Genomic DNA, 26,272 nt, shown 5'->3' on the forward strand with positions numbered 1-26,272 from the left:
CCAGGCAATGGGGCTGAAGGGGATCACACGTTGAAGCGGAAGTGCATCACGTCGCCGTCCTTGACGATGTATTCCTTGCCTTCCAGGCGCCATTTACCGGCTTCCTTGGCACCGGCTTCACCCTTGAACTGGATGAAGTCGTTGTAGGCGATGACTTCGGCGCGGATGAAGCCTTTTTCGAAGTCGGTGTGGATCACGGCGGCCGCTTGTGGCGCGGTGGCGCCGACACGCACGGTCCAGGCGCGAACTTCCTTCACACCTGCGGTGAAGTAGGTCTGCAGGTTGAGCATTTCGTAGCCGGCACGGATCACCCGATTCAGGCCAGGCTCTTCCAGGCCCAGGGCTTCAAGGAACATGTCCTTTTCTTCGCCGTCATCGAGCTCGGCGATTTCCGCCTCGATCTTGTTGCACACCGGCACCACGATCGCGCCTTCTTCCTCGGCAATGGCCTTGACCACGTCTAGAAGGGGGTTGTTCTCGAAGCCGTCTTCGGCAACGTTGGCGATGTACATCACCGGCTTGGTGGTCAGCAGGTGGAAGCCACGGATGATCAGCTTCTCGTCGGCGCTCATGTCCTTCATCAGGCTGCGGGCCGGCTTGCCTTCGGTGAAGTGGGCGATCAACTGCTCCAGCAGGGCTTTCTGGGCCACGGCATCCTTGTCACCGCCCTTGGCGTTGCGGGCGACTTTCTGCAGTTGCTTCTCGCAGCTGTCGAGGTCGGCAAAGATCAGTTCCAGGTCGATGATCTCGATGTCGCGCTTGGGATCGACGCTGTTGGACACGTGGATCACGTTGTCGTCTTCGAAGCAGCGGACCACGTGGGCGATGGCATCGGTTTCGCGGATGTTGGCCAGGAACTTGTTACCCAGGCCTTCACCTTTCGAGGCACCGGCTACCAGGCCGGCGATATCGACGAACTCCATGGTGGTCGGCAGCACGCGCTCAGGCACGACGATGGCGGCCAGGGCGTCCAGGCGCGGGTCGGGCATCGGCACGATGCCGCTGTTGGGCTCGATGGTGCAGAAGGGGAAGTTCTCGGCCGCGATCCCGGATTTGGTCAGGGCGTTGAACAGGGTGGACTTGCCGACGTTAGGCAGGCCGACGATGCCGCAATTGAATCCCATGGTGTATTCCCCTAGGAGTAGAGTCAGGCCTTCTGGCTGTGCAGGTTTTTCATCGCACGGTTCCATTCACCGGCGAAGATATCCGGCAGCACGCCGAGGGCAAAATCGATGCTGGCATCGAGTTTTTCCTGTTCGGCGCGTGGCGCACGACCCAGGACAAAGTTTGAAACCATACTGGCAACACCCGGGTGGCCGATGCCGAGCCGCAGGCGGTGAAAGGTATTCTGATTACCGAGCTGCGCGATGATGTCCCGCAGTCCGTTGTGCCCGCCATGCCCGCCGCCGGTCTTGAGCTTGGCGACGCCGGGTGGCAAGTCGAGTTCGTCGTGGGCCACCAGGATCTCTTCCGGCTTGATGCGGAAGAAGCCGGCAAGCGCCGCCACGGCCTGGCCGCTGCGGTTCATGTAGGTGGTGGGAATCAACAGACGAATGTCCTGACCCTGGTGACTGAAGCGCCCGGTCAGGCCGAAATATTTGCGATCGGCAACAAGGTTGACACCTTGTTTTTCAGCGATGCGCTCAACAAAAAGGGCCCCTGCGTTATGCCGGGTCTGTTCGTATTCGGCGCCTGGATTACCCAGGCCAACGATCAGTTTGATGGCAGTCACGATAGGGGCCCTTCTTTGGAGTGGTGGATAACATCGCCGCAACCGGTGCTACGGCGAAAGGGGACGACAAGAGCTTGGTTGCCTTGCGGCAAACTTCGCGTTCTCGCCCGCTTTCTCGCTACGTTCCAGTCCGCGATGTGTTCCGCTCAACTCCGGCGTCAGAGTGAATTACTCTGCAGCGCCTTCTTCTTTCTCAGAAGCAACACGTGGTGCGTAGACGTTGGCTACTGCCAGGTCGTTGCCGTGTGCCAGAGCAACAAACTCAACGCCTTTAGGAGCGGTGAGGTTGGACAGGTGGATCACGGTGCCGATGTCGGTCTCAGCCATGTCGACTTCGATGAACTCAGGCAGGTCTTTCGGCAGGCAGGAAACTTCGATCTCGGTGGCTGCGCGGAAGATCTCGCCGCCTTTCTTGATCGGTGCTGCTTCGTTGATCAGGTGCACTGGAACCATGGCGGTCAGTTTCTGACCAGCAACTACGCGAACGAAGTCAGCGTGCATCACGTGGCCTTTGGCCGGGTGACGTTGCAGGGCCTTGATCACGACGTTCTGCTTGGTGCCACCAACGTTCAGTTCGATGATGTGGCTGTAGGCAGCTTCGTTTTCCAGCAGCTTGGCCACTTCTTTGGCCAGCATGCTGATGGATTCAGGGGCTTTGTCGCCACCGTAAACTACAGCTGGAACCAGGCTTGCGAGACGACGCAGGCGGCGGCTCGCACCTTTCCCCAGGTCGGAACGCACTTCAGCATTCAGAGTAAAATCGTTCATGTTGTATCTCCAAAATAACCACACTCGCCCCAGCGTTTGCGACCAGCGCTAAAGGCGATATGGGCAAAAAAGCCCCGTCCCAACACAGGTTGGGACGGGGCGCTTTTCGTCATCGGGATGTTTTGCCAGGGACTAGCCCTTAGCGGAACATCGCGCTGATCGATTCTTCATTGCTGATGCGGCGGACCGCCTCGGCAACTACCGGTGCGATATCCAGTTGGCGGATACGCGCACAGGCTTGTGCTGCAGCGGACAGCGGGATGGTGTTGGTCACCACCAGCTCGTCCAGCACGGAATTTTCAATGTTCTCGATGGCCCGACCCGACAGCACAGGGTGTGTGCAGTAGGCAAAGACCTTGGCTGCGCCATGCTCTTTCAGGGCCTTGGCCGCGTGGCACAGGGTGCCGGCGGTATCGACCATGTCATCGACCAGAATGCAGGTGCGTCCTTCGACGTCGCCGATGATATGCATCACTTCGGAGTGATTGGCTTTCTCACGACGCTTGTCGATGATCCCGAGATCCACGCCCAGGGACTTGGCCACGGCACGTGCACGCACGACGCCGCCAATGTCCGGGGACACGATCATCAGGTTTTCGAAACGCTGGTCTTCGATGTCATCCACCAGAACGGGGGAGCCGTAGATGTTATCTACCGGAATATCGAAGAAACCCTGAATCTGGTCAGCATGCAGATCAACCGTGAGGACACGGTCGATGCCGACTACGGTGAGCATGTCAGCCACGACTTTCGCGCTGATAGCCACACGTGCGGAACGCGGACGGCGATCCTGACGGGCATAACCAAAATAAGGAATAACAGCAGTGATACGAGTTGCTGAGGAACGGCGGAAGGCGTCGGCCATCACCACGAGTTCCATCAGGTTATCGTTGGTCGGAGCGCAAGTCGGCTGAATAATGAAGACGTCTTTACCGCGGACATTTTCATTGATCTCGGCAGTAATTTCGCCGTCGGAAAATTTTCCAACAGAGATGTCACCGAGAGGGATATGCAGCTGACGTACGACACGCCGAGCCAGATCGGGGTTAGCGTTCCCCGTAAAGACCATCATCTTGGACACGCGCAGTACCTGAAGGCTGAGGGTATACCTGGATGAGTATAAGGAAAATGGCAGGGGCGGCTGGATTCGAACCAACGCATGGCAGGATCAAAACCTGCTGCCTTACCGCTTGGCGACGCCCCTGTATCTGTTGCTTCGAGTGCCTGGCACTCGGTTCCTTTAGAGCAGACTCTGTAGCTTGCGATGCAACATCGAAACGTTGCTTCCTTTCGCTACAAACCCTGTAAGGGTCTCTGTAAGAAGGGCCGAGACTTTATCAGCTTCAGCTTTGCTTGGGAAGCCCCCAAACACACAACTTCCAGTTCCAGTCAGTTTTGCTTCGGTAAATTTACCTAGCAAATTCAATGCGTTACGAACTTCTGGATAACGCCTTGCAACTACCGGAAGGCAGTCATTTCTGCTGTTTCCCTTGGGAACGGGGCGCACTTTAATGGGCGGAGTGTCACGTGTCAACAGCGGATCGGAAAAAATTTCTGCTGTACTAACAGACACTTGCGGGACCAGTACCAGATACCAGGGTTCTTCGGGGTATTCAGGGGTGAGTTTTTCCCCGACTCCTTCGGCAAAGGCTGCATGCCCACGCACGAAAACCGGGACATCAGCGCCCAGGGTCAGTCCGAGTGCTGCCAAGCGGTCTTCGTCCCAGCCCAGTTGCCACAGATGGTTGAGGCCCAGCAGGGTAGTAGCGGCATTGGAACTGCCGCCGCCGATGCCGCCGCCCATAGGCAGGATTTTGTCGATCCAGATGTCGATGCCCTGGGTGCAGCCGGACTGTTCCTGGAGTTTTTTCGCGGCCTTGACGATCAGATTGCTGTCGTGGGGCACGCCCTCGAACGCGGTGTGCAGGCGAATCACGCCGTCATCGCGCAGGGCGAAAGTGATTTCATCGCCGTAGTCGAGAAACTGGAACAGGGTCTGCAGCTCGTGATAACCGTCTTCACGGCGACCCAGAATGTGCAGCATCAGATTGAGCTTGGCCGGGGAGGGCAGTGTCAGTTTTTCCACGGACATGTCATTGCCCCAGCTTGCGAGGCAGCCATTCCTTGATCACCAGGGTGACGTCAAGGTCGCTGCCATGCAGTTTGATCCGCTCGGGCAGCCAGTAGCCGTTCTGCTCGGAGTAACTGCTGTATTCCACTTGCCAGCCATCCTGCTCCAGGCTCGCCAGGTGGCTGTCGCCATCCAGGGTCAGGCGGCTTTTGCTGTCGGGGGCGGGCAGGCCGCGAACCCACCAGGCGAGGTGGGAGACGGGTAGTTTCCAGCCCATTTGTTCTTCAAGCAGGGTTTCCGGACTGGCCGCTTCGTAACGACCCTGATTGGCCACTTCCAGGCTGACCTGGCCGGGACGGCCGGTCAGGCGTGCAGCGCCACGGCCCAGCGGACCGGACAGACGAATGTCGTAATAGTCCTGGCGTTGTAGCCAGAACAGCGTGCCGCTGCCGGAATCCTTGGGGGCCCGAATGCCGATTTTGCCGTTGATCTGCCAGCCGTCGAGGCCGGTCAACTGATCCTTGTGCTGGCGCCATTGGGCAGGGTTGCCCTGGCCCTGGACGGACTCACGGGCGCCAAAGCCGGCGCAGCCGGCAAGTAGGGCGATAAAGCTGAAAACAATAACGTGGCGCAAAAACATAGTCTTAAAGAGTCTCTGATCCGGTCAGGCGTTTGATGGTGTCGCGCAATACGGGGCTGTCTGGCTGGTCCTTGATGAACTTGCTCCAGATCTGTTTGGCCTCGCGCTGCTTGCCGTTGTTCCACAGGACCTCGCCCAAATGTGCGGCCACTTCCTGATCCGGGAAGCGCTCCAGGGCCTGGCGCAGCAGGCGCTCGGCTTCGTCGAGGTTACCCAGACGGAAGTTTACCCAGCCCAGGCTGTCCAGTACCGCCGGGTCTTCCGGGGTCAGTTGGTGGGCTTGCTCGATCAGTGCCTTGGCTTCGGTGTAGCGGGTCGTGCGGTCCGACAAGGTGTAGCCCAGGGCATTCAAGGCCATGGCGTTATCCGGCTCACGCTGGATGATCAGGCGCAGGTCTTTTTCCAGCTGTGCCAGGTCATTGCGTTTTTCCGCTTGCATGGCACGGGTATAGAGCAGGTTCACGTCATCGGGATACTGTTGCAGCGCCTGCTGAATAACTTTCCAGGCGCGATCGCCCTGATTGTTCGCCGACAGTGTCTCGACTTCGATCAGGTATAGCTGGATGGCGTAGTCGGGTTGGGCGTCGCGAGCCGCCACCAGGCGCTTTTGCGCCTCGTCGGTGCGGCCGTTGTTCATCAGGATATCGGCCTGTCGCAGTTGCGCCGGTAGGTAATCGTTACCCGGTCCGACCTGAGCGTATTCGATCAGCGCTCCTTGCGGGTCATTGAGCTCTTCGGCGATTCGTCCCAGGTTCAGGTGTGCGGAGTCTTCGTGGCTTTCCCGGGCGATCAGGTCTTCCAGGTAACCCTTGGCCTCTTCCCAGGCCTTGGCTTCCAGGCAGACCAGTGCCAGGGAATAGCGCAGTTCATCGTCTTCCGGATATTGCTGGACCAGGCTGGAGAACTGGGTCTTGGCGTCCTCCATGCGGTCCTGCTCCACCAGCATGCGGGCGTAGGTCAGGCGCAGACGCTTGTCGTCCGGGTACTTGCGGATGCTTTTTTCCAGCAGCGGCAAGGCTTCCTTACCGCGGTTCAGGCTCTGCAGCAAGCGGGCGCGCAACAGCAGCGGCGCCACCTCGCCGTCTTCCGGGGGATTCTGCTCCAGCAGGGTCAGGGCATCCTTGGCGTCGCCATCCTGCTGCATCAACAGGGCCTTGCCGAAGATCAGTTGACTGTTGTGCGGGTGCTTCTGCAACAGACGATCGAAGCTTTTCATCAGACCGTTGCGTGTGTCCTGGTCGGTATCGGCAGCCGACAGCGCAAGAAAGTCGAAGTGGGTGTCGCCCTTGCCCTGCAGAACCTTCTCCATATACAGCATGGAGTCGTCGTAGCGTCCGGCTCGTGCCAATTGGATGGCGGCAGCCCGTTGCGCTTCCAGATCGTCGGGAGCGTTCTTTGCCCAGATCAGCGAAGTGTCCAGGGCTGCCTGGTCGGCTCCCAGGTACTCGGCAATGCGAAAGGCACGCTCGGAGATGCCCGGGTCCTGGGTGTTGATGGCCTGGGTCACGTAGTTGTCCAGGGCAATGTCGAAACGATTGCGCTGGCCCGCCAGTTCAGCGCTCAGCAGACTGAAGATGGTGTCTTCGCTGAACGATGAATAGACCTTGGGCTTTTCAGGGGCGGGGGTGCTGTCTTCCACCGGCGACGTAGCGTCCGATGAAACGGGGGCCAGTGACTGGCAACCGCTGAGGAAGACAAAGGCGAGGAGCAACGCGGAAGATCTATTCATATAGGAAGAGGGCGACTAACCTGCGGTCGGATCATCATGACACAAGCCTTCGGCCAAACATAACCGAGACTCAACGGGATGCCAGAACAGAGGCAGTCTATTAGTTTCTGCGCGAAAACTGCCTGCGCTTCGATCATGCTGCGTTGAAAACAGGCTCGGAATGCTCATTTAGGCCCCTAAACTCCGCTTCCTCGCCTGTTTTCGCCTTGCCTGATCTTCGCTCGGCGAGTTTTGGCACAAAACTAGGACAATAGTCGGCGGTAGTTGTTCTGCGTCTGTCGAAGTAGGACAATTGTCGGCTTCTCGACATCATCAGCGACCTTGAATGGCCTTCCTTGCACTCGGTATTAACCACAAGACTGCTTCTGTAGACGTCCGCGAGCGCGTGGCCTTTACCCCTGAGCAGTTGGTTGAGGCCTTGCAGCAGCTCTGCCGACTCACCGACAGCCGCGAAGCTGCGATCCTCTCCACCTGCAATCGCAGTGAGCTCTATATAGAACAGGATCATCTTTCTGCGGATGTGGTGCTGCGCTGGCTGGCGGAATATCACCACCTGAGCCTAGACGAGCTTCGTGCCAGCGCCTATGTGCATGAAGATGATGCGGCAGTTCGTCACATGATGCGGGTGGCTTCGGGGCTGGATTCGCTGGTGTTGGGCGAGCCGCAGATTCTCGGGCAGATGAAGTCCGCCTACGCTGTGGCCCGGGAGGCCGGGACTGTCGGCCCACTGCTGGGGCGGCTGTTCCAGGCTACCTTCAGTGCCGCCAAGCAAGTACGCACCGATACCGCCATTGGCGAGAACCCGGTGTCCGTGGCCTTTGCTGCGGTGAGCCTGGCGAAACAGATTTTCAGTGATCTGCAGCGCAGCCAGGCGTTGCTGATCGGCGCGGGCGAGACCATTACCCTGGTGGCCCGGCACCTGCACGACCTTGGGGTCAAGCGCATCGTCGTTGCCAACCGCACCCTGGAGCGGGCCAGTCTCCTGGCGGAGCAGTTCGGCGCCCACGCGGTGCTGTTGTCGGACATCCCCCAGGAGCTGGTGCACAGCGATATCGTCATCAGTTCCACTGCCAGCCAGTTGCCGATCCTCGGCAAGGGCGCGGTGGAAAGCGCTCTGAAGCTGCGCAAGCACAAGCCGATTTTCATGGTGGATATCGCCGTTCCCCGGGATATCGAGCCAGAAGTCGGCGAGTTGGACGACGTTTACCTCTACACCGTCGATGACCTGCACGAAGTGGTCGCGGAAAACCTCAAGAGCCGTCAGGGCGCGGCCCAGGCCGCCGAGGAGCTGGTGAACATCGGCGCCGAGGATTTCATGGTGCGCCTGCGTGAATTGGCGGCGGTGGACGTACTCAAGGCCTATCGTCAACAGAGCGAGCGCCTGCGCGACGAAGAATTGCAGAAAGCCCTGCGCATGCTGGCCAATGGCAGCGGCGCCGAGGACGTGCTGGCCCAACTGGCCCGCGGCCTGACCAACAAATTGTTGCACGCGCCGAGCGTGCAGTTGAAAAAGCTCTCCGCCGAAGGCCGCCTCGATGCGCTGGCCATGGCCCAAGAACTCTTTGCCCTCGGTGAGGGCTCATCGGATAAAACCCCGTAATGAAAGCGTCACTGCTCAGTAAGCTGGACATTCTCCAGGACCGTTTCGAGGAACTGACCGCCTTACTCGGCGATGCTGAGGTCATTTCCGATCAGGCCAAGTTCCGCGCCTACTCCAAGGAATACGCAGAAGTCGAACCGATCGTCGCCTCCTATAAACAGGTACTCAAACTCCAGTCCGACCTTGAAGGTGCCCAGGCGCTGCTCAAGGACAACGACCCGGACCTGCGAGAAATGGCTGCCGAGGAAGTGCGTGAGGCCAAGGAGCAACTGGCCGAGCTGGAAAGCGCCCTGCAACGCATGCTGTTGCCCAAGGACCCCAACGACGGTCGCAACGTGTTCCTGGAAATCCGCGCCGGTACCGGCGGCGATGAGGCGGCGATTTTCTCCGGCGACCTGTTCCGCATGTATTCCCGTTACGCCGAGCGGCGTGGCTGGCGGCTGGAGATCCTCTCGGAAAACGAGGGTGAGCACGGCGGCTACAAGGAAGTCATTGCCCGGGTCGAAGGCGAGAACGTCTACGGCAAGCTGAAGTTCGAATCCGGCGCGCACCGTGTGCAGCGGGTACCGGCCACCGAATCACAGGGCCGCATCCACACCTCGGCCTGCACCGTGGCGGTGCTACCGGAGCCGGATGAGCAGGAAACCATCGAGATCAATCCGGCGGACCTGCGCATCGATACCTATCGCTCCTCGGGTGCCGGCGGTCAGCACGTGAACAAGACCGACTCGGCGATCCGCATCACCCACATTCCTTCGGGGATCGTGGTGGAGTGCCAGGAAGAGCGTTCCCAGCACAAGAACCGGGCCCGGGCCATGTCCTGGCTCTCGGCCAAGCTCAACGACCAGCAGACCAGCGCTGCGGCCAACGCCATTGCCAGCGAGCGCAAGTTGCTGGTGGGCTCGGGGGATCGCTCCGAGCGCATTCGTACCTACAACTTCCCCCAGGGCCGGGTCACTGATCATCGGGTCAACCTGACCCTGTATTCCCTGGACGAAATCCTTGCCGGGGGCGTGGAGGCGGTGATCGAACCGCTGCTGGCCGAATATCAGGCCGATCAACTTGCGGCATTGGGTGAGTAAATGACCATCATCGCCAGCCTGCTGCGCGCAGCCCAATTGCCCGATTCGCCGACGCCGCGCCTGGATGCCGAACTGCTCCTGGCGGCAGCCCTGGGCAAGCCGCGGAGTTTTCTCCATACCTGGCCAGAGCGCATCGTGCCCAGCGAGGCCGTGTTGCTGTTCACTGAATACCTGCAACGACGCCGTTCCGGCGAACCGGTGGCCTACATCCTCGGCCAGCAGGGCTTCTGGAAACTGGATCTGGAAGTGGCACCGCACACCCTGATCCCGCGTCCCGACACTGAACTGCTGGTGGAGGCGGCGTTGGAGCTGCTGCCGGCGAGCCCGGCCAAGGTCCTCGACCTGGGGACCGGCAGCGGCGCCATCGCCCTGGCCCTGGCCAGCGAACGTCCAGCCTGGGAGGTAACGGCCGTGGACCGGGTGATGGAAGCCGTGGCCCTGGCCGAGCGCAACCGCCAGCGCCTGCAACTGAACAACGTCACCGTGCTCAGCAGCCACTGGTTCAGCGCGGTCGAGTCCCAGCGCTTCCAGTTGATCGTCAGCAACCCTCCTTATATTGCCGAGGCCGATCCCCATCTGGTGGCCGGCGATGTGCGTTTCGAGCCCGAAAGCGCCCTGGTGGCGGGCCAGGACGGCCTGGATGACCTGCGCCTGATCGTCACCCAGGCTCCGCAACATCTGGAAGCCGGCGGCTGGCTGATGCTGGAGCACGGTTACGACCAGGCTGCAGCGGTGCGCGAATTGTTGACGGCCCAGGGTTTTATCGAGGTCCACAGCCGCGTTGACCTGGGTGGGCATGAGCGCATCACTCTCGGTTGCCTGCCATGCTGACCGATCAGGAACTGTTGCGTTATAGCCGGCAGATTCTGTTGCAACACGTCGATATCGACGGTCAATTGCGCCTCAAGCAAAGCCGGGTACTGATAGTCGGCCTGGGTGGCCTGGGGGCCCCGGCGGCCTTGTACCTGGCGGCCGCCGGTGTCGGTGAGCTGCACTTGGCAGACTTCGACACGGTGGATGTGACCAACCTGCAACGGCAGATCATTCACGACAGTGCCAGTGTCGGGGTCAGCAAGGTGGACTCGGCCATCAGCCGGCTGTCTGCCCTCAACCCGGAAATCCGCCTGGTGCCTCATCGTCACGCGCTGGACGTCGACAGCCTGGCCGCTACCGTGGCCGCGGTGGACCTGGTGCTTGATTGCTCTGACAACTTCACCACCCGCGAGGCGGTGAACGCCGCTTGCGTGGCGGCCGCCAAGCCCTTGGTCAGTGGCGCGGCGATTCGCCTGGAAGGGCAGTTGTCGGTGTTCGACCCGCGGCGCCCGGAAAGCCCTTGCTACCACTGCTTGTACGGGCATGGCAGCGAAGCCGAGCTGACCTGCAGTGAAGCCGGGGTGCTTGGCCCGCTGGTGGGCACCGTGGGCAGTCTGCAAGCGCTGGAAGCCCTGAAACTGCTGGCCGGATTTGGTGAGCCACTGGTGGGCCGACTGTTATTGATCGATGCCTTGGGCACGCGCTTTCGTGAACTGCGAGTCAAGCGTGATCCCGGTTGCAGTGTCTGCGGAGTTCATCATGAGTGAAGCGCCCATTGCGGTGTTCGATTCCGGTGTTGGCGGCCTGTCGGTACTGGCGGAAATACAGCAACTACTCCCCAACGAATCGTTGCTGTACTTTGGCGATTGCGGGTATATCCCCTATGGCGAGAAGACCCCGGAGTTCATTCGCCAGCGCTGCGCACTGATGGCGAGTTACTTCCGCGAGCAGGGCGCCAAGGCGCTGGTACTGGCCTGTAACACTGCGACCGTGGCCGCAGTGGCCGAGCTGCGCCGGGACTTTCCGGACTGGCCCATCGTCGGCATGGAACCTGCGGTCAAGCCCGCAGCGGCTGCGACCCGCAGCGGTGTGGTGGGGGTGCTGGCGACCACCGGCACCTTGCAGAGCGCCAAGTTCGCCGCCTTGCTCGATCGTTTTGCCGCTGATGTGAAGGTGGTCACCCAGCCTTGCCCCGGCCTGGTGGAAATGATCGAAAACGGCGACCTCAACAGTAGCGCCCTGTGCCAACTGTTGCAGGGCTATGTCGAACCGCTGCTGGCCGCCGGTTGCGACACCATCATTCTGGGCTGCACCCATTACCCGTTTCTCAAGCCGGTGCTGGTGCAGATGCTGCCTGCCCACATCAGCCTGATCGACACCGGTGCTGCGGTTGCCCGGCAGTTGCAGCGCCTGTTGGACGAGAGCGACCTGCGTGCCCGGGGAGTCGCCCGTGAGGCGCGCTTTTGGACCAGTGGCGATGTCCAGCACTTTGCTCAGGTGCTTCCTCTGCTATGGAACAATCCGGGTAGCGTTCAGCGTTTCGACTTGTGAAAAAGCCGGTTCAGCGATACGCCGTGGCGATTCCCCGGCGCTCGCTCAGGCAGTCTGCCTCTCCCAGTTCGAACTCGCGGCAGATCAGCGGCCGCAACTCATAGATGGTGCAGCGCATGCTGTCGCGATCCAGTGCTGCGCACCAGCCGTCGTCCAGGCGGCGCATGACTTCGCCGCCCCAATCATCGGTATCGATAAAGCGTTCGGGCACCCCGGTGTCGGTGATCAGCATGACTTCCAGCTGGCAGCAGCAAGCAGCGCAGGTCGAGCAACTGATGGCCGGTTCGGGTATGGGGGTAACGGGGATGTTAGTCATAGGCGCGCAGTGTAAGGCAGTGGGCCAGGGCTGTGTGAAAGCCCTGACGGACGCTCAGTCCTGAATGGCCGGTTGAGGCGCTTCGACAGTGGGACGTGCAAGCACGTGGAACAGCGGCAGGAGCACTGCCCAGAGCAGGCTCAGCCCCAGCAGGGTTGGCCATAGGCCGTAGGCAAAGGTCACTCCGGCCAAGCGGCCCCCGGCGTAGTAGGACAGCGGTCCGCACAGCGCCCCGAGGATGCAGGCCAGCCACCAGGGACGTGCCGTCCATGCCAGGCAATGGCGCAGAGTGGTGCCCAGCAACATCCAGAGCAGCATCAGCCAGAGGGGAATCAGCAGGCTCACTTCCTTGAACTGGAGCACTCCCAGCCAGTGCAGGAAGCTGTCCAGGGTGATGCCGATCAGGGCGATGCCGACAATCATTCGACCTTCCCCGGCCCAACTGCCGATCCAGCGTAAATGCGCCAGCAGGATGGCTACCCCCAGCAGCAGCCAGGGGCTGTCGCCAGACAGCACGCAGATGAACCAGCCCAGCTGGAACAGCAGGGCGTTGGCCAGTTGCTTACGCATCGAAACGGCCCAGCAAGGGTTGCGGCACTGCCGAGGGCTTGGCCAGGAGCATCTGCGCGGTGCCGATGCTGCGTTCCATGAAGCCGCCTTCGCAGTAGCACAGGTAGAACTCCCACAGCCGCAGAAAGTACGGGTCATAGCCCAGCTCGCTCAGGCGACCGTGGGCGCGCCGGAAGTTCTCGTGCCACAGGCGCAGGGTACGGGCGTAGTGCAGGCCGAAGTCCTCCATGTGCAACAGATTCATGTCGGTGTCGCGACCGACCACTTCAAGCATTTTCTGCACGCTGGGCAGGGCGCCGCCGGGGAAGATGTAGCGTTGGATGAAGTCCACGCCGTTCTTCGCCTGTTCGTAGCGCTGGTCGCGGATGGTGATGGCCTGCAGCAGCATCAGGCCGTTGCTTTTCAGCAACTGCGCACACTGCTTGAAGTAGGTGGGCAGGAAACGATGGCCCACGGCTTCGATCATTTCGATGGACACCAGCTTGTCGTATTGCCCGGTGAGGTCGCGATAGTCCTCCAGTAGCAGGGTGACGCGATCCTGCAGGCCGGCGGCGTCGATGCGTTGCCGGGTAAAGGCGAACTGCTCCTTGGACAGGGTGGTGGTGGTCACGCGGCAGCCGTAATGCTGGGCTGCATACAGCGCCATGCTGCCCCAGCCGGTGCCGATCTCCAGCAGGTGATCCTCGGGCTGCAAGGCGAGCTTCTGGCAGATGCGTTCCAGCTTGTTCAACTGGGCCTGCTCCAGGCTGTCGTCGTCGCTGCGAAACTGTGCGGCGGAATACATCATGGTGGGATCGAGAAACTGCTCGAACAGCTCATTGCCGAGGTCGTAGTGGGCGGCGATGTTTTTCTGCGAGCCTTTGCGGGTGTTGCGATTGAGCCAGTGCAGACCACGCACCAGGGGCCGACCGAGTCGCGCCAGGCCGCCTTCCATGGCGTCCAGTACCTCAAGGTTGCTGACGAATACGCGGATCACCGCCGTCAGATCCGGAGTGCTCCAGTAGCCATGGATAAAGGCCTCGCCGGCGCCGATCGAACCGCTGCTGGCCACCAGCCCCCAGACGCTGCTGTCATGAATGTGGATTTCCCCGATCAGGGGCGCGCTGTTGCTGCCGAAGACCAGGCGCTCGCCGTCTTCGACGATCAGCAGTTGCCCGTGCTTGAGTTGCCCCAGTTGTCGCAGTACGCCACGGCGCAACAGACTGGCAGTGAGGCTGTGGGTGCTGAACAGGGTGTTTCTGGCCGATACGCTAGAGGATTTCATGGCGGCGATCCTTGGGTTGTACAGCGGCTGTGCGATAGGCGCCGTCGGCAGCCTCGTGGGGAAAGAACTTGATGCCCTTAGCGGCCAGGCGCAGGGCCTGCCAGTAGATCGCCAGGCAGGTCTTGGCGGTCATCCACGGAAAGCGCAGCAGATACTGGTGCAGGCTGCGGCGGTCCAGGGGCTGGCGTTGCAGGCTGAGAGTGGCGTCGAACACCTTGAGCTCGCCCTGCCAGTCGGCCATGTGCACCCCGAGCCGTTCGGCCGGGGGGCTGAAGCTCATGCGGTACTCAAGGTCCCGCGGTAGAAACGGCGACACGTGAAAGGCCTTGGTCACGGCGAAGTGCTGGTGCTCGGGAGCGGTGGCGCTGCCTGGGCGGGCCGGCAGTACATAGTGGTAGCGCTCGCGCCAGGGGGTGTTGGTGACCTCGCAGAGAATCGCCGCCAGTTGCCCGTCGGCCTCGAAGCAGTAGAAGAAACTCACCGGGTTGAACGCCAGGCCCCAGCTGCGAACCTGGGTCAGCAGGCGCACTGAGCCCCCGGGCACATGACCGATCGCCTCAGCCACTTGCTGGCGTACGGCGTCGATCAGGCGCATGCCCTGGCCGGTGAAGCCCTTGAGGTAGTCGCTTTCGCGGAAGGCGAACGGCGCGAAGCGACTCTGGCCTGCCAGGGGCGAAAGCCCCAGCACCCTGTCCTGCTCTTCCAGATCCAGGTACAGCAGGCCGATCCGGTAGCGGAAGGCATGGCCCTTGGGGGCAAAGCGCCGATGGCTGATCCAGCCGCTGTACAGGGCGCTGTTCACAGTTGTTCACCAAAGGCCTGGGCCACGCGCAGCGCGCTGACCACACCGTCCTCGTGGAAACCGTTGGCCCAGTAGGCGCCGCAGTAGAAGCTGTGCTGGGCGCCTTGCAGTTCACCCCAGCGCCCCTGGGCCGCTACCGCGCCGAGGCTGTATTGCGGGTGGGCGTAAGTGAAGCGGGCGAGGATCTGCGTCGGATCGATGGCGGCGGTCTGGTTGAGGCTGACGCAGAAGGTGGTGTCACTCTTCAGACCTTGCAGAATGTTCATGTCGTAGGTCACGGCGGCAGCTTTCTCGCCGCTGGCGTCGAGGCGGTAGTTCCAGCTGGCCCAGGCCAGGCGCCGCCGAGGCAACAGCCGGGTATCGGTGTGCAGCACCACTTCGTTGTCGGCGTAGGGCAGGGCCTGGAGAATCTCCCGTTCGGCCCGGCTGGGGCTGGCCAGCAGCTGCAGGGCCTGGTCGCTGTGACAGGCGAACACCACCTTGTCGAAACGCTCGCTGCCCGCAGCGCTGTGGATCACCACGCCCAGTTCGTCACGCTCGACTCGCTGCACCGGGCAGTCGAGGCGGATGTGCTGGCGGAACGAGGCGGTCAGCGGCTCGATGTAGCGGCTTGAGCCGCCTTCGATCACGCACCACTGCGGACGATTGCTCACCGACAGCAGGCCGTGGTTCTTGAAAAAACGCACAAAGAACTGCAGGGGAAAACCCAGCATCTGCACCCGCGACATCGACCAGATCGCCGAGCCCATGGGCACGATGTAATGCTGGATGAAACGCTCGCCGTAGCTCTGGTCCCGGAGGTAGTCGCCGAGGGTGGTGTCAGCGCTGATGCGTTGCTGCTGCAAGTCGCGCAGGGCCGCTTTGTTGAAGCGCAGAATGTCCCGCAGCATGCCCCAGAACCCGGGCGACAGCAGGTTGCGGCGCTGGGCGAAGAGGCTGTTGAGGTTGTTGCCGTTGTACTCCAGGCCCGAGGCCGGATCGCACACCGAGAAACTCATTTCGGTGGGTTTGAACTTGACCCCGATCTGCCCCAGCAGGCGGATGAAGTTGGGGTAGGTCCAGTCGTTGAAGACGATGAAACCGGTGTCCACGGCCTGGGTTTCGCCGTTCAGGCTGACATCCAGGGTATGGGTGTGGCCGCCGATCCAGCTGCCGGCCTCATAGACCCGAATGTCATGGCGACGGTTCAGGACGTAGGCGCAGGTCAGGCCGGCGATGCCGCTACCGATAATGGCGATTTTCACGATGCATTCCCCGTGCGGGCCAGGCGTTTGGCGATGGCCAGTTGCAGGCGGCCGGGCAGCCAGGACAGCAGCTTGAGGCCGAAGATGAACGGGGCGGGGAAAGCGATCTCCAGATCCCGGCGTGACAGATGCTTGTGGATGTGTCGGGCGGCCCTCTCGGCGGACCAACTCATGGGCATGGCAAAGTCGTTGCGCGCGGTCAGCGGGGTATCGACGAACCCGGGGCTGACCACGGTGACGTCGATGCCCTCGGCGGCTAGGTCAATGCGCAAGGATTGCAGCAGGTAGCGCAAGGCGGCCTTTGAAGCACCATAGGCGCCGGCCCGTGGCAGCGGCAGATAGGTCACGGAACTGGCCACGCCCACCAGATGGGGGCGATTGCCGGCGCGCAGCAGCGGCAGCGCAGCCTCGATGCAATAACTGGCGGACAGCAGGTTGCTGTTCAGCACACGCTCGATCAACGCCGCGTCGAATTGCTGCACATCGATGTATTCACAGGTCCCGGCATTGAGGATCGCCGTGTCCAGGGCACCCCAGGCCTGGGCGATGCGCTTGCCGATCTCGCGCACCTGCAGGGCGTCGGTGAGATCGCCGGGCACCACCAGCACCCGGCCCGGATAACGCAGGGCCAGCGCTTCCAGGGGCTCGCGCGAGCGAGCACTGATGGCCACTTGGGCGCCGGTCTTGAGCAGTTCTTCGGCCAGCGCCGCACCGATGCCGCTACTGGCACCGGTGAGCCAGATCCGCCGGGGCATTGCAGGGTTCATCCGAGCCTCCTTTTCAGCCAGGCGATCACCGCACCGAGCACGGGCAGGTGTTCATAGAGCAAGGCACCGGCGTCGAAATAGTCCCGGTGGCGGTAGACCTTGCCGTCGCGCCAGTGCAGGTGCGAGCAGCCGGGGACCCGGATCATCTGGCCGCCCTTGAGGCGCGGGTGGCAGTAGCTCATGGTCCAGCGCAGATAGCCTTGGTCCTCGCCGCAGGGGGCCGCGCCATGGAAGTCGAAGCGCAGTTCGCTGACGTTGGCGTACAGCTCGGCAAAGTAGTGCCGCAAGCGCGGCAGGCCATTGATCTCGTGCAGCGGGTCGGTGAACTGGATGTCCTCGCTGTAGAGCTGGTCCAGGCGTTGCAAGCTGTGCTTGTCGAGGCTGGAGAAATCCCGGGCAAAGCGGTCGAGGAAGTCATTCATGGGCGTCTCCCGCATCCAGGCGCGAAGGCAGGGCTTTGAACGCCGCCAGAGCTCGATCCCGGGACATCGACAGGTTGACCATGGGCGCCGGGTAATCGGCGACAGCGAACAGCCCGCCCATGGCGCCAGGGTTGTGGATATCTTTTTTGTTCAACCCCGCCAGTTGTGGCAACCAGTGCTTGATGAAGCGTCCTTCCGCGTCGAAGCGTTCCGACTGGCTGACCGGGTTGAAGATGCGGAAGTAGGGCGCGGCGTCGGTGCCGGTGGAGGAGCTCCACTGCCAACCGCCATTGTTCGCCGCCAGGTCTCCGTCGATCAGGTGGCGCATGAAGAAACGCTCGCCTTCACGCCAGTCGATCAACAGGTTCTTGGTCAGGAACATGGCCACCACCATCCGCAGGCGATTGTGCATCCAGCCTGTTTCCAGCAGTTGGCGCATGGCGGCATCGATGATCGGCAGGCCGGTGCGGCCTTCCTGCCAGGCAGCGAGTTCCTCGGGTGCGTCGCGCCAGGCCACGGCTTCGGTTTCCGGACGGAAGGCGCGGTGCCGGGAAACCCTCGGGTAGCCCACCAGGATGTGTTTGTAGAACTCGCGCCACAGCAGTTCGTTGATCCAGGTGACGGCACCGGGATTACCGCTTTCGAACTCTCCCTGGTTACAGCGCAAGGCGGCGTGCAGGCACTGTCGGGGCGAGATCACCCCGGCGGCGAGGTAGGGCGAGAGTTGACTGGTGCCGGGCTTGGCCGGGAAGTCGCGTTCGCTCTGGTAGTAGTTGATCTGCTCGTCGGTGAACTGTTCCAGACGGCCCAGGGCTTCATCTTCACCTGCGGGCCAGAGGTCACGCAGAGCCTGGCTGGGCTGCGGGAAACCTTCGATCCGGCGCGGCAACGGGTCGGCATTGATCGAGAGTGGCAGTTGCGCCCTGGGGCCGCTCACCAAGGGCGGGAGTGCGCTGTGCAGGCGGCTGTAGCAGACTTTGCGGAACTGGCTGAAGACCTGGAAGTAGCCGCCGCTCTTGGTCAGCACGGTGCCGGGTTGGAACAGTAATTGATCGAGGTAGCTCTGGACGCTGATGTCGGCTTCTTCCAGGACCCGGGTCACGGCGGCATCGCGGCGGCTCTCGTGAATGCCGTACTCCTGGTTGAAGTGCAGCATGCGTACCTGCAGTTGCCGGCACAGTTCCAGCAGCACCTGGGGTGTCTGGTCCCAGGTGCTGGCGCTGCGGATCAGCAAGGGTATGTTCAAGCGGCCCAGGGCGCTGCTCAGGGTTTGCAGGTTGCGCAGCCAGAAGTCGACCTTGCACGGTGCATCATCATGGGCTTGCCACTGTTCCGGGCTGAGCAGGTACACGGCCACGGTGGGGCCACGCTGGGCGGCGGCGCTCAGGGCGGTGTTGTCATGTAGGCGCAGGTCGCTGCGCAGCCAGATCAATTGCATGCTGATTCCCGGTTCAGAAGAGTCCTCGCTCAAGCAGTGCCTGGCAGGCCGAGATCGGGTCCTGGGCCAGGTACAGATCAGCGATTTCAGTGATACATACGGACCAGTCGGCGGGGTGGATGCACACCGCGGGGCCGGCAATGATTTTTTTGCAGGCAATGCCGTTGAGCAGCCTGGGCAACAGCGCGGGATTGAGCGCTTTGCTGGAATACAGCAGCAGGCCGCGGGCTTGCAGGCGTTCGATGGCCAGGGACAGTTCGGCGCCGGGCAACGGCCAGTCGAAGACCTCCACCGGGCAGTCGGCGCTGCTGGCCAGCCAGGCGGTCAGCCACAGATGGGGTTCCAGGGCCAGGTCCGACTGGTTGACCAGCAGCAGTGGAGGGCCCTGCAGTTGGCGGTTGTTGTGGTAGATCCGCGCCCCCAGCTTGCTGCGTAGCCAGGAATAGAAGAACACCTGCTCCATCTGGCTGCCGAACTGGCCCTGCCAGTGCTGTTCCAGCTCCGCCAGCAATGGCATCAGCAAGTGCTCGCACAGGGTGCGGGGCGGGTACAGGGCCATGGCCTGATTGAAGGTGTCGTCGACCTTGCGTTCCGCCAATTGGCTGATGGCCAGGCTCAGGGTCTGGCGCAGGCGCTGCCAGTCATTCTCGGCCGGTGTGCTGATGCTTGGGGCGCTGTCCAGCAAGTGCTTGACCTGGCTGACCGCGACCCCGCGATTGAGCCAGGTAAGAATGGTCAGGATTTCTTGCACCTGATCCTGGGAATACAGGCGATGGCCCTTGGGCGTACGCAGGGGCACGATCAATCCGTAGCGGCGCTCCCAGGCGCGCAGGGTGACGGCGTTGACCCCGGTCTGGCGCGCCACTTCGCGAATCGGCAGCCATCCCTGTTCCAGGGCGCGTCGGTACTGGGCGCTGTTGTCGGCTTCTTGAGCGAGTTGTTTCATGGCTCAGATCGCGTTGCGCAGGCTGAGATTTTCCGGATGTGGCTGCAGATATAACTGCTGCGCGATGTAGGGGTCGGGGTGTTGGCGAAAGTGGTGCTTGAGCAGGGTCAGCGGCACGACTAGAGGCACGATGCCGTGGCGGTATTGGCCGATTACGTGTTGCACTTCCTGCTTGTCCTCGGCGCTGATGGACTGCTTGAGATAGCCGCTCAGGTGCTGCAGGACATTGCTGTGGGTGCCACGGGTCGCGCATTTGCTCAATGCTGCCATCAGTTCACTGAAGTAGCGCGGGCCGATCAGGGTCGGATCGCCCTTGCCCATGCTGCCCAGCAGATTGCCCAGGGTCTTGTACTGTACGGGATGGTGAGCCATCAGCAGGTATTTGCAGCGCGAGTGGAAGTCGGTGAGGGCGCGGCGGGTCAGGCCTTGCTTGAGCAGCGCCTGCCAGTCGCGATAGACGTAGACCCGGGTCAGGAAGTTTTCCCGCAGTACCGGGTCGTTCAGGCGTCCGGCTTCTTCCACCGGCAGATTGGGATGCTGTGCGCAGAATGCCTGGGCATAGACGCCCCGGCCGCCGTTTCTATGGGGAATGCCGTTGGCCTGGTACACCTTGACCCGCTCCAGCCCGCAGGATGGTGAGTTCTGCATGAAGATGTAGCCACAGATATCGCCTACCTGGGCCGCCATGCGCTCGCCATATTCCGCCAGGGGCAGGGTGACATCCAGGCTGGCATCCACGGTGCCTACGGCCCGAGGTTGCTCGGGGTCGCCGACCAGTCGAATAGGTTCGCGGGGGGTGCCCATGCCGATCGCAACTTCTGGACACAGAGGCACGAAATCGAAGTAGTCACTGAGTACTCGGCTGCACAGACGAGACTCCTTGTGTCCACCGTTGTAGCGGACCTCGACGCCCATCAGGCAGGCGCTGATGGCAATTTTCGGCTTGGTGGACATGGTGCAACCTCCGGGGCTTACCTGTACAAAAAAGCAACGTTGTACAACTTGTCTTCATCATAGAATTAAAGTTGTACAAGTCAAATTATTTGTATAGGTATTGCTCGATAGGTTGTCGGGTTACTGCCAGCCCATTCGCCAGTCGCTGTCGTTGAGCAGGGTTTGCCAATTCAGGCGCTGGCTGCGTCGGGTGAGTACGGCTTGCAGTTCGATGTCCAGCACGGTGCCTTCTTCGTCGCAGAAAAGCTCGGTGACCAGGAAGTGTTTCTCGCGGTGTTGCGGGTGGGCTGCTGTCCATTTCGACAGCAGCAGTTTGCGCGGGTTGAGTCGATTCACTGCAGGCTCTCGTGCAAACGGCGTGCGGCTTCCTGGCCACTGAGCCAAGCGCCTTCGACCCGACCGGACAGGCACCAGTCACCACATACGTACAGCCCCAGGTCGGCGTCGGCCAGCGCGCCCCATTCATGGCTGGTTGCCGGTCGGGCGTAGAGCCAGCGATGGGCCAGGCTGAAGGTCGGGGCAGGCATGACGCTGTGCAGCAATTCGGCGAAGGCGCCGTGCAGTTGCTCGGTCACGGCCTCTTTGCTGAGGTCAATGTGTTGCCGGCTCCAGGCACTGGTGGCATGCAGAATCCAGGTGTCGAGATGGCTGTCGCGTCCGGGTTTGCTGCGGTTGCGGGCCAGCCAGTCCAGTGGGCTGTCCTGGACGAAGCAACCCTCCATGGGGGTTTCCAGAGGCGTATCGAAGGCCAGGGCGACCGCCCAGGTCGGGTCCATTTTCACCCCGGCGGCGACTCCGGCGAGCTTCGGCGCGGCTGCCAGCAGGGCCGTGGCCTGGGGCGCCGGAGTGGCGATCACAACGTGGCTGAAGGGACCATGGGTAAAGCCTTCGGCGTCCTGCAGGTGCCAGTGTTGTTCGCCGCGGAAGACTTCCGTGATGCGGCAGGCAAAGTGCACTTCCAGGTCGCCGATCAGGGCGCGAGTGATGGCGCTCATGCGCGGCGTGCCGACCCAGCGAGTCTGTTCATCGGGAGAAGGACTGAGTTGTCCGCCGTGGGAGTTGTAGAGTTGCGGCGCCCATTCGGCGACCCAGCCCTTGGCTTGCCAGCGCTGGACTTCGGTCACGAAACGGCGGTCGCGGGCGGTAAAATACTGGGCCCCCAGGTCCAGGCTGCCGGCATCGCTGCGTTTGCTCGACATACGCCCACCACTGCCGCGGCTTTTGTCGAAGAGTTGGACGCTGTGCCCGGCATCTCGAAGTGCCTGGGCGGCGGAGAGTCCGGCGATGCCGGTACCAATGATTGCGATGGGTACTGTCATAGGGGCCTCGTTTACCATTCTGTACAGATTACGCCGCTACTAAAACCTGTACAATATTGTTTTTTGGTATAGCTTTCGGCGTCATCGGTTGGGCAGGTTGTCTATCGTTAGATAACAGCCTGTCCGCTTGAAAAGATCCCTGCTTATAAAAATAGACTAGTGATTCGGGTAAAACGCCACGTGAGGAAGATGTCATGCATATATTGCTGACCGGCGGTACTGGTTTGATCGGGCGTGCACTGTGTCGTCATTGGCAGGCCCAGGGTCACCAGCTAAGTGTATGGACTCGCCAACCCGAAAAAGTTGCCGCCCTGTGCGGTCCCCAGGTACGGGCCATCAAGACTTTGCAAGAGCTGGACCAGACGCCGTTGGACGCGGTGATCAATCTGGCCGGAGCACCGATTGCCGGTCGACCCTGGACCCACAAGCGCAAGGCGCTGCTGTGGAACAGTCGTATCACCCTCACCGAAACCCTGCTGGCCTGGCTTGAAAGTCGCGAGCAAAAGCCACGGGTACTGGTCTCTGGTTCGGCAGTGGGTTGGTACGGCGACGGTGGCGAGCGGGAGCTGAGCGAGGATTCGCCTCCGGTCAACGAGGACTTTGCCAGCCAGTTGTGCATTGCCTGGGAAGAAACTGCCCAACGTGCCGAAGCCATGGGCGTGCGTGTGGTGCTGGTGCGCACTGGTTTGGTGCTGGCGGCCGAGGGCGGCTTTTTGTCGCGCCTGCTGCTGCCGTTCAAGCTGGGGCTGGGCGGGCCGATTGGCAACGGTCGTCAGTGGATGCCGTGGATTCATATCGACGACCAAATCGCTCTGATTGATTTTCTTGTGCATCAGGATGAGGCACGTGGTCCTTATAATGCCTGCGCGCCGAAGCCGGTGCGCAACCGCGAATTCGCCAAGAGCCTGGGGCGCGTGCTGCGCCGGCCGGCGCTGATACCGCTGCCGGCTTTTGTCTTGCGCCTGGCGCTGGGTGAGTTGTCGTTGCTCTTGCTGGGTGGCCAGCGTGCCGTTCCCGCGCGGTTGCTGGAGGCAGGATTCACTTTCCAGTTCACTGATTTGTCCGCGGCCCTGGACGATGTGTCCAGCCGCCTTTGAAATAGGACGTTGCATGACCGATCACGCGTTGCTCCTGGTCAATCTCGGTTCGCCGGCCTCCACCTCGGTGGCGGATGTGCGCAGCTACCTCAACCAATTCCTCATGGACCCCTATGTCATCGACCTGCCCTGGCCGGTGCGGCGCTTGCTGGTGTCGCTGATCCTGATCAAGCGCCCTGAGCAGTCCGCTCACGCCTATGCGTCGATCTGGTGGGAGGAGGGTTCGCCGCTGGTGGTGCTCAGCCGCCGGCTGCAACAGGTGATGAGCGAGCAGTGGAAGCAGGGCCCGGTGGAGTTGGCGATGCGTTACGGCGAGCCTTCGATCGAGTCGGCGCTGCTCAAGCTGGTGGCCCAGGGACAGAAGAAAATCACCCTGGCACCGCTCTATCCACAGTTCGCCGACAGTACCGTGACTACGGTGATCGAAGAGGCCAAGCGCGTGGTGCGCGAGCGCAAGCTGGATGTGCAGTTCAGCGTGTTGCAACCCTTCTACGATCAGCCGGAGTACATCGAGGCCCTGGCGGCCAGTGCCAAACCGTACCTGGCCCAGGAACATGATCACCTGCTGCTCAGCTTTCACGGCCTGCCGGAGCGTCACCTGACCAAGCTGGACCCTACCGGCCAGCATTGCTTCAAGGACGCCGATTGCTGCCGCAATGCATCTGCGGCGGTATTGGCCACCTGTTATCGCGCCCAGTGCATGCGGACGGCGTCGGCCCTGGCCGCGTACCTGGGGTTGGCGGATGGCACATGGTCTGTGTCGTTCCAGTCGCGTTTGGGACGGGCCAAATGGATCGAGCCTTACACCGAGGCGCGGCTTGATGAATTGGCCAAGCAGGGGGTGAAGAAGGTCATGGTGATGTGCCCGGCATTTGTCGCCGATTGCATCGAGACCCTGGAGGAAATTGGTGATCGCGGTCTTGAGCAGTTCCGCGAAGCCGGAGGGGAGGATCTGGTGTTGATCCCGTGCCTGAATGACGACCCGCAATGGGCTCAGGCCTTGAACACCTTGTGCGCCAGGGCGCCGTTGGCGTTGTAAACAGCTTCGCCGGCAAGCCGGCTCCTACGGAGCAGACTTGCCGGCGAACGCGTCTTCAGATCAGAGGCTCGTCGGCCTTCTTGTTCTTCCAGCCGTCGTTACCCGGCAGCACCAGGTTCAGCACAATGGCGACGATGGCGCACAGGGCAATGCCCTTGAGGCCGAAGTCGTCCGGACCGGTACCGGTTCCCACCAGCACGCCACCGATGCCGAACACCAGAGTCACCGAAACGATCACCAGGTTGCGGGCTTCCCCCAGATCGATCTTGTGACGGATCAGGGTGTTCATGCCTACCGCTGCAATCGAACCGAACAGCAGGCAGAGAATCCCGCCCATCACGGGTACCGGGATGCTTTGCAGCAGCGCGCCGAACTTGCCGATAAAGGCCAGGGTGATGGCGAAGACCGCCGCCCAGGTCATGATTTTCGGGTTGTAGTTCTTGGTCAGCATCACCGCACCAGTGACTTCGGCATAGGTGGTGTTGGGCGGGCCGCCGAACAGGCCGGCAGCGGTGGTGGCGATGCCGTCACCGAACAGGGTGCGATGCAGGCCGGGTTTCTTCAGGTAGTCGCGACCGGTGACGCTGCCGACGGCAATCACACCGCCGATGTGTTCGATGGCCGGAGCCAGGGCGACCGGGACGATGAACAGGATCGCCTGCCAGTTGAACTCCGGAGCAGTGAAATGCGGCAGTGCCAGCCAGGGAGCGGCGGCGATCTTCGCGGTGTCCACCACGCCGAAGTAGAAGGACAGGGCAAAGCCCACCAGCACCCCGGAAATGATCGGTACGAGACGGAAGATGCCTTTGCCGAACACCGCGACAATCAGCGTGGTGAGCAGCGCCGGCATCGAGATCATCATCGCCGTCTGGTAATGAATCAGCTCGCTGCCATCGCCAGCCTTGCCCATGGCCATGTTGGCGGCGATCGGGGCCATGGCCAGGCCGATGGAGATGATCACCGGGCCGATGACCACGGGTGGCAGCAGACGGTCGATGAAACCGGTGCCCTTGATCTTCACCGCCAGCCCCAGAAAGGTGTAGACGAAGCCTGCCGCCATCACCCCGCCCATGGTCGCCGCGAGGCCGAACTGGCCCTTGGCGAGAATGATCGGGGTGATGAAGGCAAAGCTCGACGCCAGGAAGACCGGCACCTGGCGTCCGGTCACTACCTGGAACAACAGAGTCCCGAGACCCGCCGTGAACAGCGCCACGTTCGGGTCAAGACCGGTAATCAGCGGCATCAACACCAGGGCGCCAAAGGCCACGAAGAGCATCTGCGCGCCAGACAATACCTGGCGCCAGAGCGGATCGTTGAACTCGTCCTGCATGATCAGGAGTCCTTCTGCTTGGTGCCGAAGATCTTGTCACCGGCATCACCCAGACCTGGAATGATGTAGCCATGCTCGTTGAGCTTCTGATCGATGGATGCGGTGTAGATGGTCACGTCCGGGTGGGCCTTTTCCACGGCGGCGATGCCTTCCGGGGCGGCCACCAGGACCATGGCGCGGATATCCCGGCAGCCGGCTTTTTTCAGCAGGTCGATGGTGGCGACCATGGAGCTGCCGGTGGCCAGCATCGGGTCGATGATCATCGCCAGACGTTCGTCGATCTCCGGAACCAGTTTTTCCAGGTAGGTGTGGGCCTGCAGGGTTTCTTCGTTGCGGGCCACGCCCACGGCGCTGACCTTGGCGCCCGGGATCAGGCTCAGCACGCCTTCGAGCATGCCGATACCGGCGCGCAGGATCGGTACTACGGTAATCTTCTTGCCGGCGATTTTCTCGACCTGGACAGGGCCGCACCAGCCTGGAATCTCGTAGCTTTCCAGGGGCAGGTCTTTGGTGGCTTCGTACGTCAGCAGGGCACCGACTTCCTGAGCGAGCTCGCGAAAGTTCTTCGTGCTAATGTCTGCGCGGCGCATAAGGCCAAGTTTGTGTCGGATCAGCGGATGGCGGATCTCACGGATGGGCATAGGGAAAGGCTCCGGCGGCGGGCAAAAAAAACGGCCTAGATTAATCTATCCGGGGTTGTTGTCCTATAGACATAAAGTACGTTAGTCCAGAAACGCTTGATCTGATCGGGCCGGATGCGTACCTTTGCCCGCTTTTC

28 protein-coding genes and 1 tRNA gene are annotated in these 26,272 nt (G+C 61.7%); 7 read left to right on the forward strand and 22 right to left on the reverse strand.

Features of this window, described 5'->3' with window-relative positions:
• Positions 1-23: 23 nt before the first annotated feature.
• The 8 genes from ychF to FW796_RS05405 all read right to left on the reverse strand — a co-directional run bounded on the left by ychF (position 24) and on the right by FW796_RS05405 (position 6,940).
• Positions 24-1,124, reverse strand: coding sequence for a redox-regulated ATPase YchF (gene ychF, locus FW796_RS05370; protein WP_152686428.1), 1,101 nt, complete (start codon positions 1,122-1,124; stop codon positions 24-26).
• Positions 1,125-1,147: 23 nt separating this feature from the next.
• On the reverse strand, positions 1,148-1,732 hold the full coding sequence (gene pth / locus FW796_RS05375) for an aminoacyl-tRNA hydrolase (protein WP_060841030.1): 585 nt from the start codon (positions 1,730-1,732) through the stop codon (positions 1,148-1,150).
• Between the two features lie 168 nt (positions 1,733-1,900).
• Positions 1,901-2,500, reverse strand: coding sequence for a 50S ribosomal protein L25/general stress protein Ctc (locus tag FW796_RS05380; protein WP_346633808.1), 600 nt, complete (start codon positions 2,498-2,500; stop codon positions 1,901-1,903).
• Between the two features lie 139 nt (positions 2,501-2,639).
• Entirely contained in the window at positions 2,640-3,581 is a 942-nt protein-coding gene (locus FW796_RS05385; RefSeq protein ID WP_003171603.1) for a ribose-phosphate pyrophosphokinase, read from the reverse strand.
• A 48-nt stretch (positions 3,582-3,629) separates the two neighbouring features.
• Positions 3,630-3,704: transfer RNA gene (locus tag FW796_RS05390), tRNA-Gln, on the reverse strand.
• Positions 3,705-3,740: 36 nt separating this feature from the next.
• A complete protein-coding gene (gene ispE / locus FW796_RS05395; protein ID WP_346633809.1) occupies positions 3,741-4,592 on the reverse strand; it encodes a 4-(cytidine 5'-diphospho)-2-C-methyl-D-erythritol kinase in 852 nt (283 codons plus the stop codon).
• A gap of 1 nt (position 4,593) precedes the next feature.
• Positions 4,594-5,211, reverse strand: coding sequence for a lipoprotein insertase outer membrane protein LolB (gene lolB, locus FW796_RS05400; RefSeq protein WP_123724825.1), 618 nt, complete (start codon positions 5,209-5,211; stop codon positions 4,594-4,596).
• 4 nt (positions 5,212-5,215) lie between these two features.
• Positions 5,216-6,940 carry a tetratricopeptide repeat protein gene (locus FW796_RS05405; protein ID WP_346633811.1) on the reverse strand — a complete coding sequence of 575 codons (1,725 nt, stop codon included), beginning with the start codon at positions 6,938-6,940 and terminating at the stop codon, positions 5,216-5,218.
• A gap of 325 nt (positions 6,941-7,265) precedes the next feature.
• Here FW796_RS05405 and hemA point away from each other — a divergent pair, with 325 nt between their 5' ends.
• From hemA to murI, 5 genes are read left to right on the forward strand one after another with little or no spacing between them, the layout of a single operon-like run.
• The gene (gene hemA / locus FW796_RS05410; protein WP_011063407.1) at positions 7,266-8,540 is read left to right on the forward strand and encodes a glutamyl-tRNA reductase; all 1,275 of its coding nucleotides are present in this window, start codon (positions 7,266-7,268) and stop codon (positions 8,538-8,540) included.
• Entirely contained in the window at positions 8,540-9,622 is a 1,083-nt protein-coding gene (gene prfA, locus FW796_RS05415; protein ID WP_446439121.1) for a peptide chain release factor 1, read from the forward strand. The genes hemA and prfA overlap by 1 nt, the downstream gene beginning before the upstream one ends.
• Positions 9,623-10,453 carry a peptide chain release factor N(5)-glutamine methyltransferase gene (gene prmC / locus FW796_RS05420; protein WP_446439122.1) on the forward strand — a complete coding sequence of 277 codons (831 nt, stop codon included), beginning with the start codon at positions 9,623-9,625 and terminating at the stop codon, positions 10,451-10,453.
• The gene (locus FW796_RS05425; RefSeq protein ID WP_446439123.1) at positions 10,447-11,202 is read left to right on the forward strand and encodes a molybdopterin-synthase adenylyltransferase MoeB; all 756 of its coding nucleotides are present in this window, start codon (positions 10,447-10,449) and stop codon (positions 11,200-11,202) included. Before prmC ends, FW796_RS05425 begins: the two co-directional genes overlap by 7 nt.
• The gene (gene murI, locus FW796_RS05430) at positions 11,195-11,986 is read left to right on the forward strand and encodes a glutamate racemase (protein ID WP_446439124.1); all 792 of its coding nucleotides are present in this window, start codon (positions 11,195-11,197) and stop codon (positions 11,984-11,986) included. Before FW796_RS05425 ends, murI begins: the two co-directional genes overlap by 8 nt.
• 10 nt (positions 11,987-11,996) lie before the next feature.
• Here the strand turns inward: murI and FW796_RS05435 are convergent, their stop codons facing one another.
• The 12 genes from FW796_RS05435 to FW796_RS05490 all read right to left on the reverse strand — a co-directional run bounded on the left by FW796_RS05435 (position 11,997) and on the right by FW796_RS05490 (position 22,028).
• Positions 11,997-12,302: a YkgJ family cysteine cluster protein gene (locus FW796_RS05435; RefSeq protein WP_273923104.1), complete on the reverse strand. Its 306-nt coding sequence runs from the start codon at positions 12,300-12,302 to the stop codon at positions 11,997-11,999.
• A gap of 54 nt (positions 12,303-12,356) precedes the next feature.
• On the reverse strand, positions 12,357-12,872 hold the full coding sequence (locus FW796_RS05440) for a DUF2878 domain-containing protein (RefSeq protein ID WP_346633816.1): 516 nt from the start codon (positions 12,870-12,872) through the stop codon (positions 12,357-12,359).
• On the reverse strand, positions 12,865-14,136 hold the full coding sequence (locus FW796_RS05445; RefSeq protein ID WP_446439125.1) for a class I SAM-dependent methyltransferase: 1,272 nt from the start codon (positions 14,134-14,136) through the stop codon (positions 12,865-12,867). Before FW796_RS05445 ends, FW796_RS05440 begins: the two co-directional genes overlap by 8 nt.
• Positions 14,123-14,938, reverse strand: coding sequence for a DUF1365 domain-containing protein (locus FW796_RS05450; protein ID WP_404937639.1), 816 nt, complete (start codon positions 14,936-14,938; stop codon positions 14,123-14,125). Before FW796_RS05450 ends, FW796_RS05445 begins: the two co-directional genes overlap by 14 nt.
• The gene (locus FW796_RS05455; protein ID WP_446439126.1) at positions 14,935-16,182 is read right to left on the reverse strand and encodes an NAD(P)/FAD-dependent oxidoreductase; all 1,248 of its coding nucleotides are present in this window, start codon (positions 16,180-16,182) and stop codon (positions 14,935-14,937) included. Before FW796_RS05455 ends, FW796_RS05450 begins: the two co-directional genes overlap by 4 nt.
• Positions 16,179-16,949, reverse strand: a complete 771-nt coding sequence (locus tag FW796_RS05460; protein WP_346633820.1) for an SDR family NAD(P)-dependent oxidoreductase — start codon at positions 16,947-16,949, stop codon at positions 16,179-16,181. Before FW796_RS05460 ends, FW796_RS05455 begins: the two co-directional genes overlap by 4 nt.
• Complete coding sequence (locus FW796_RS05465) at positions 16,946-17,371, reverse strand: nuclear transport factor 2 family protein (RefSeq protein ID WP_446439127.1); 426 nt, start codon at positions 17,369-17,371, stop codon at positions 16,946-16,948. The genes FW796_RS05460 and FW796_RS05465 overlap by 4 nt, the downstream gene beginning before the upstream one ends.
• Positions 17,364-18,809, reverse strand: a complete 1,446-nt coding sequence (gene phrB, locus FW796_RS05470) for a deoxyribodipyrimidine photo-lyase (protein ID WP_446439128.1) — start codon at positions 18,807-18,809, stop codon at positions 17,364-17,366. Before phrB ends, FW796_RS05465 begins: the two co-directional genes overlap by 8 nt.
• Before the next feature lie 13 nt (positions 18,810-18,822).
• Positions 18,823-19,755, reverse strand: coding sequence for a MerR family transcriptional regulator (locus FW796_RS05475; protein ID WP_346633823.1), 933 nt, complete (start codon positions 19,753-19,755; stop codon positions 18,823-18,825).
• A 3-nt stretch (positions 19,756-19,758) separates the two neighbouring features.
• Positions 19,759-20,709 carry a YbgA family protein gene (locus tag FW796_RS05480; RefSeq protein WP_346633824.1) on the reverse strand — a complete coding sequence of 317 codons (951 nt, stop codon included), beginning with the start codon at positions 20,707-20,709 and terminating at the stop codon, positions 19,759-19,761.
• A gap of 120 nt (positions 20,710-20,829) precedes the next feature.
• Complete coding sequence (locus FW796_RS05485; protein ID WP_346633825.1) at positions 20,830-21,045, reverse strand: TIGR02450 family Trp-rich protein; 216 nt, start codon at positions 21,043-21,045, stop codon at positions 20,830-20,832.
• Positions 21,042-22,028, reverse strand: a complete 987-nt coding sequence (locus tag FW796_RS05490) for an NAD(P)/FAD-dependent oxidoreductase (RefSeq protein ID WP_346633826.1) — start codon at positions 22,026-22,028, stop codon at positions 21,042-21,044. The genes FW796_RS05485 and FW796_RS05490 overlap by 4 nt, the downstream gene beginning before the upstream one ends.
• A gap of 194 nt (positions 22,029-22,222) precedes the next feature.
• On the opposite strand from FW796_RS05490, the gene FW796_RS05495 reads away from it, so the two are divergent.
• Positions 22,223-23,125, forward strand: a complete 903-nt coding sequence (locus tag FW796_RS05495) for a TIGR01777 family oxidoreductase (RefSeq protein ID WP_446439129.1) — start codon at positions 22,223-22,225, stop codon at positions 23,123-23,125.
• A 13-nt stretch (positions 23,126-23,138) separates the two neighbouring features.
• Positions 23,139-24,164, forward strand: a complete 1,026-nt coding sequence (gene hemH, locus FW796_RS05500) for a ferrochelatase (RefSeq protein WP_346633828.1) — start codon at positions 23,139-23,141, stop codon at positions 24,162-24,164.
• A gap of 55 nt (positions 24,165-24,219) precedes the next feature.
• On the opposite strand, the gene FW796_RS05505 is transcribed toward hemH, so the two are convergent.
• Positions 24,220-25,494: a uracil-xanthine permease family protein gene (locus FW796_RS05505; protein WP_016965962.1), complete on the reverse strand. Its 1,275-nt coding sequence runs from the start codon at positions 25,492-25,494 to the stop codon at positions 24,220-24,222.
• 2 nt (positions 25,495-25,496) lie between these two features.
• Positions 25,497-26,135 (reverse strand): uracil phosphoribosyltransferase, encoded by a 639-nt coding sequence (gene upp / locus FW796_RS05510; RefSeq protein WP_346633829.1) that lies wholly within the window; start codon positions 26,133-26,135, stop codon positions 25,497-25,499.
• Positions 26,136-26,272 lie beyond the last annotated feature (137 nt).

The sequence above is a fragment of the Pseudomonas sp. 910_21 genome (assembly GCF_052850735.1).

Excerpts from the sequence above, each read along its gene's own strand:
- FW796_RS05495 (WP_446439129.1), top strand. The coding sequence starts at position 22,223 with ATGCATATATTGCTGACCGGCGGTACTGGTTTGATCGGGCGTGCACTG.
- FW796_RS05490 (WP_346633826.1), bottom strand. The coding sequence starts at position 22,028 with ATGACAGTACCCATCGCAATCATTGGTACCGGCATCGCCGGACTCTCC.
- FW796_RS05445 (WP_446439125.1), bottom strand. The coding sequence starts at position 14,136 with ATGAAATCCTCTAGCGTATCGGCCAGAAACACCCTGTTCAGCACCCAC.
- FW796_RS05480 (WP_346633824.1), bottom strand. The coding sequence starts at position 20,709 with ATGTCCACCAAGCCGAAAATTGCCATCAGCGCCTGCCTGATGGGCGTC.
- FW796_RS05440 (WP_346633816.1), bottom strand. The coding sequence starts at position 12,872 with ATGCGTAAGCAACTGGCCAACGCCCTGCTGTTCCAGCTGGGCTGGTTC.
- FW796_RS05435 (WP_273923104.1), bottom strand. The coding sequence starts at position 12,302 with ATGACTAACATCCCCGTTACCCCCATACCCGAACCGGCCATCAGTTGC.
- FW796_RS05460 (WP_346633820.1), bottom strand. The coding sequence starts at position 16,949 with ATGAACCCTGCAATGCCCCGGCGGATCTGGCTCACCGGTGCCAGTAGC.
- FW796_RS05425 (WP_446439123.1), top strand. The coding sequence starts at position 10,447 with ATGCTGACCGATCAGGAACTGTTGCGTTATAGCCGGCAGATTCTGTTG.
- hemA (WP_011063407.1), top strand. The coding sequence starts at position 7,266 with ATGGCCTTCCTTGCACTCGGTATTAACCACAAGACTGCTTCTGTAGAC.
- ispE (WP_346633809.1), bottom strand. The coding sequence starts at position 4,592 with ATGTCCGTGGAAAAACTGACACTGCCCTCCCCGGCCAAGCTCAATCTG.
- upp (WP_346633829.1), bottom strand. The coding sequence starts at position 26,135 with ATGCCCATCCGTGAGATCCGCCATCCGCTGATCCGACACAAACTTGGC.
- FW796_RS05405 (WP_346633811.1), bottom strand. The coding sequence starts at position 6,940 with ATGAATAGATCTTCCGCGTTGCTCCTCGCCTTTGTCTTCCTCAGCGGT.
- FW796_RS05505 (WP_016965962.1), bottom strand. The coding sequence starts at position 25,494 with ATGCAGGACGAGTTCAACGATCCGCTCTGGCGCCAGGTATTGTCTGGC.
- hemH (WP_346633828.1), top strand. The coding sequence starts at position 23,139 with ATGACCGATCACGCGTTGCTCCTGGTCAATCTCGGTTCGCCGGCCTCC.
- ychF (WP_152686428.1), bottom strand. The coding sequence starts at position 1,124 with ATGGGATTCAATTGCGGCATCGTCGGCCTGCCTAACGTCGGCAAGTCC.
- FW796_RS05465 (WP_446439127.1), bottom strand. The coding sequence starts at position 17,371 with ATGAATGACTTCCTCGACCGCTTTGCCCGGGATTTCTCCAGCCTCGAC.
- prmC (WP_446439122.1), top strand. The coding sequence starts at position 9,623 with ATGACCATCATCGCCAGCCTGCTGCGCGCAGCCCAATTGCCCGATTCG.
- phrB (WP_446439128.1), bottom strand. The coding sequence starts at position 18,809 with ATGCAATTGATCTGGCTGCGCAGCGACCTGCGCCTACATGACAACACC.
- prfA (WP_446439121.1), top strand. The coding sequence starts at position 8,540 with ATGAAAGCGTCACTGCTCAGTAAGCTGGACATTCTCCAGGACCGTTTC.
- FW796_RS05380 (WP_346633808.1), bottom strand. The coding sequence starts at position 2,500 with ATGAACGATTTTACTCTGAATGCTGAAGTGCGTTCCGACCTGGGGAAA.
- lolB (WP_123724825.1), bottom strand. The coding sequence starts at position 5,211 with ATGTTTTTGCGCCACGTTATTGTTTTCAGCTTTATCGCCCTACTTGCC.
- murI (WP_446439124.1), top strand. The coding sequence starts at position 11,195 with ATGAGTGAAGCGCCCATTGCGGTGTTCGATTCCGGTGTTGGCGGCCTG.
- FW796_RS05475 (WP_346633823.1), bottom strand. The coding sequence starts at position 19,755 with ATGAAACAACTCGCTCAAGAAGCCGACAACAGCGCCCAGTACCGACGC.